Source organism: Heliobacterium mobile, from assembly GCF_009720735.1.
Classification (GTDB): domain Bacteria; phylum Bacillota; class Desulfitobacteriia; order Heliobacteriales; family Heliobacteriaceae; genus Heliobacterium; species Heliobacterium mobile.
The window spans coordinates 1-3,900 of the sequence record NZ_WNKU01000067.1 but is presented as its reverse complement, the minus strand read 5'-3'; the positions used below and the strand labels follow the sequence as shown (position 1 = coordinate 3,900).

General features: G+C 48.6%; 3 protein-coding genes. All 3 read left to right on the top strand.

Going from position 1 to position 3,900, the window contains the following annotated elements; translation table 11 throughout:
• The first annotated feature begins 303 nt into the window (after nt 1–303).
• Nucleotides 304–486, top strand: coding sequence for a hypothetical protein (locus GJ688_RS19340; protein ID WP_155478136.1), 183 nt, complete (start codon nt 304–306; stop codon nt 484–486).
• A complete protein-coding gene (locus GJ688_RS19335) occupies nt 477–788 on the top strand; it encodes an S-layer homology domain-containing protein (protein ID WP_155478135.1) in 312 nt (103 codons plus the stop codon). The genes GJ688_RS19340 and GJ688_RS19335 overlap by 10 nt, the downstream gene beginning before the upstream one ends.
• Before the next feature lie 986 nt (nt 789–1,774).
• The coding region (locus GJ688_RS19330) for a DUF4347 domain-containing protein (protein ID WP_170292170.1) at nt 1,775–3,900 on the top strand (2,126 nt) is incomplete at its 3' end.

Genomic DNA, 3,900 nt, shown 5'->3' with positions numbered 1-3,900 from the left:
ACCGCCGTGTACCGAACGGTACGCACGGTGGTGTGGAAGGTCGGTCACTCAAATAATGGGTGACCTCCTATCCGATTAAAGCAGTACAAGTGGCGTTGCCTTTGTATACCAACGATAGCTTTCTCCATCGAATGTAACGGGTAATGGGGTCGTCGACCTATCAGCTTTAAAATAATTCCCGCCAAACCAAAACAAGGATCCGCAAAAGTCCACGGCCAAGGGCGAATACGCCTGAATGGTGTCCCACCAAGCAGACTACTATATCATCGGGAAAAAGAGGGCTATGAAAAATACGACAGCCGCGTGGAAAAGAGAGACGTATCAGCCAAGCCGGGAGAAGACAGTTGGGTCGAAGACGGGATTATCCATGTGGGGGAAACGATCGTAAACTACAATTTCAAAATGCAGCCGAAGAAAACGGCCACACAAGAATCGGGCGAAAGCAGCGGCGGAGACAGTGATGGCGATGACGAATCGTGCCAATAAAACCGCAACCGGGAAATACGCCACCCAACAACCCAACGATGCTCAACCATACCCACTACGTGAACGGCTATCCCGACGGCACCTTCCGGCCGGAACAACCGATTCAGCGTTCGGAAATGGCGGCACTACTGGCGAACGCCTTTGACGACACCCGAAATCACTGGGCGAAAAAATACATCGCCGGAGTGAATGAAGCAGGATGGATGAAAGGCTATGCCGATCAAACCTTCTGCCCTGAGCAGCCCATTACCCGGGCGGAAGCAGTCACCGCCTTAAACTGTTGTTTGGAAGAGGCCCGCTGACTGGACTGGCCAAGGCCACTTGGTCTGCTGGACGACTGTCGAAAAACAAAATAGCGATGATTGTGGAAACCCCGGTACGACAAGTAAAGTCATACCGGGGTTTCCGTTGTAAGTGTACCCTAAGATTGTGCGCTTACAGTTTTCTAACCAAGGCACGAAATCCTCATGCAGCGGTGGATTTGCACTAAAATCGGTCCCCGGTAGTTTCTTCAGAACATGATTCAGGTACATGTACACATTTAAGATAATCGCCTTTGCCGTATCTACGGAATGCGTTGGAATATCGAAACCTTATTTAAATGCTGCAGAACGTTTTTTCGCTTAGAGAAGGAATTCCAGAACTGTTCCTATGACGCCCCGCTTAGCGTGTGTTCTGTCGAGAGATTAAAGAGAGATACTTAAGCCATACGTGATGCTTACCGATTTTTAGTTCAGAAAAAGCACGGTGAATGTCTTCCTGGAGTCGCTCAATGGAATCCTTTTTCTCTATCAAAGGGAGTGAAACCTCTATTCGATAGTGTTGCAAATTTCCAGTTGTAGAGGTGTTTTTCTATGTCAAGTATCAGAACCCCCCCGTCTTTCCTAGACTAGGTAATGATTTGGTGCCCTTTTTGTTCTGCGAAACTTAAGTTTACAAATAGAAACTGAAAGAGCGGACTCGAGTTTAGTGCAGGTTTTGCCCTAGAATCAGCCTAAAGAATGACATCTGCCCAAACATGGAACGTAAATCCTTTTAAAAAAGAGGATTTTGCTTCATAAAGTCGTAAATACAATTTAAGGAACAGAACTTAGTCGAAATAAGTGAAAATGGAAATAGATAAAAACTAAATGCCCTATGAAGGGAGAAGGGAAGAAAGAGGATTGGGGAATAAATAGCGTTTCAAAAGAGAAGCAGTATGGGTTGCAGGAGGGTTGCTTATAGAAAAGACTGATATTAAGTATTGAAAAATATGATAATAAACAAAAATATGACGAGGAGGAACAGAATGAGATTATATGTAAAGGGTTTATCGAGAGTAAGAAAAGATTGCAACGTTTCATTAAAGTTAATATTTTCGCTATTATCTATCCTTCTATTGTTCAACGCATGGATAGTTACGCTAAATGCGGAAGCGGTCACAGAGTCCCGGGAGATTGCCTTTATCGACGGGGGGATTAATCCAACTCTGGCGTTTGTGCAGTCAATTCCGCAGGGAGTCGAAGCGGTTGTGCTGGATAACCAGCGGGACGGCATTGAGCAGATTGCGGAAGTTTTAAAGACGCGGCAAGATATCAAGGCGATACATATCTTCTCCCACGGCGCGCCAGGCAAGATTAGCCTCGGTAAGGGCGTGTTGTCCACTGAAACCATGGAAAAATATAGAGAGTCGCTGCGAGCGATCAGTGATTCATTAGGAGAAAACAGCGACATCCTTATCTATGGATGCAATGTCGCCGAAGGGACTAGGGGAAGTAAGTTTATCGGTCAATTGGCAATCACCACTGGTGCGAATGTTGCTGCATCTACCGATGCCACAGGCGACGAAGCATTGCAGGGGAACTGGACGCTAGAGGCAAGCACCGGCCCAATCCGGTCCAAAACTATCGCGGCCAAGTATGATGGCCTTTTGCAGACGGATGTTCTCGGGGGTGTTCCTAGCAAAGGCAATCTCAGGGTGACAGTGATTGATGGCAATGTTCAGGTGGAAAGACATGATGGGATAGATTTTGCCGGACAGTATAATGATTTCGGGACCATTGCTGGCTCTGGAGCGGCCATCGATATCAATGGAAGTATTTCTAGTTTGGGTTATTACTATTCTAATGATTCAGATGCTGGCATGGGCTCTTTACCCAAAATCGATGCAAGCACACAATCAAAACTCGACAATACCATTACCACCACGTGGAATGTGGGAAGTATTCAGATCGTTCAAAAAGTGACCCTTGTTAAAAATACATCGCAATACGTGAAATTGAAATGGATAATTTACAACGGTGGGGGCTCTGCTGTCTCGAACATCCACTTCATGCGTGGAGTAGATTCGTTTTTATCCGGCGATGACAGAGGGGAAGCATTCTGGGACCCTATAACCAAAATGATCGGCGTCAAGAAAGTAACACCAGAAGGGCAACAACGCATGGGGATGCTCGGGATCAGCCCTACGCCCAGTTCCTATCGTTCCGGCTATTATTACGACGTTACCCAAGACGTCTGTAATGGAGGCACGCTGAGCAAAACTATTCAGCCTGGCGCGGATGTTGACAACGGGTATGCCATGGAATGGACGAAAAGTACGCTGAATGCCGGTGAAACATGGACGATTTCCGCGAATGACTCTTTTGTCAACGCAGCCGTCATCGCTTCCGGCGATCTGAAAGCTTCATCGGGTGAACCTGTAACGTTGCAGTTTGATGTGCAGAATCTGAGTCCCAGCGCCCAGGACGCCAGTTATACTGTCGAAGCGCCTGCTGGATGGATGGCAGTCTTAGAAAGGTCTGCCGATACAGGTGCGGACTGCATTGCCAGTGCTGGCATGAAAACGCTGAATGTCACGGTGACTCCGGCTGTAGGGGCGCAGGTAGGAGACTATGAAATCATTTTGAACATTACCAACAACAGTTTCGATACGCAAAGTGTGGGGATCGTCAATATCTCTGGTGCAGCGCCGGACACGACCCCCCCGACCTGGGCGGTCGGTTATCCGCAAACGGGAACATGTACCCAGAACGGCGCGAACGTATTGGTTCAGACGAACGAGACCGGCAAGGCTTACTACGTGGTGGTGCCTGACGGGGCCACGGCGCCGACGGCGGCGGAGGTGAAAGCCGGCCAGGCGGCGGGCGGAGCGAGCCCGGGCGCCGGGATGAGCGGCTTCGTGAACCTGACGTCGACGAGTTCGCCGGCGACAATCAGCATCACCGGCTTGGCTACAGCGACAAACTATGACGTTTGGCTGGTGGCCGAAGACAGTGTGGGGAACTTAAATACATCGGCCGTGAAGGTGAATATTCAGACCACATCGACCACAGGCATCGACAGAACTAACTTAATAGGAAACTTTTATTCTAGTGTGCCAGGCGAAGGGATAACAGGAGGCGTTACGCTGAGCGATGATCAACAGTGGCACAT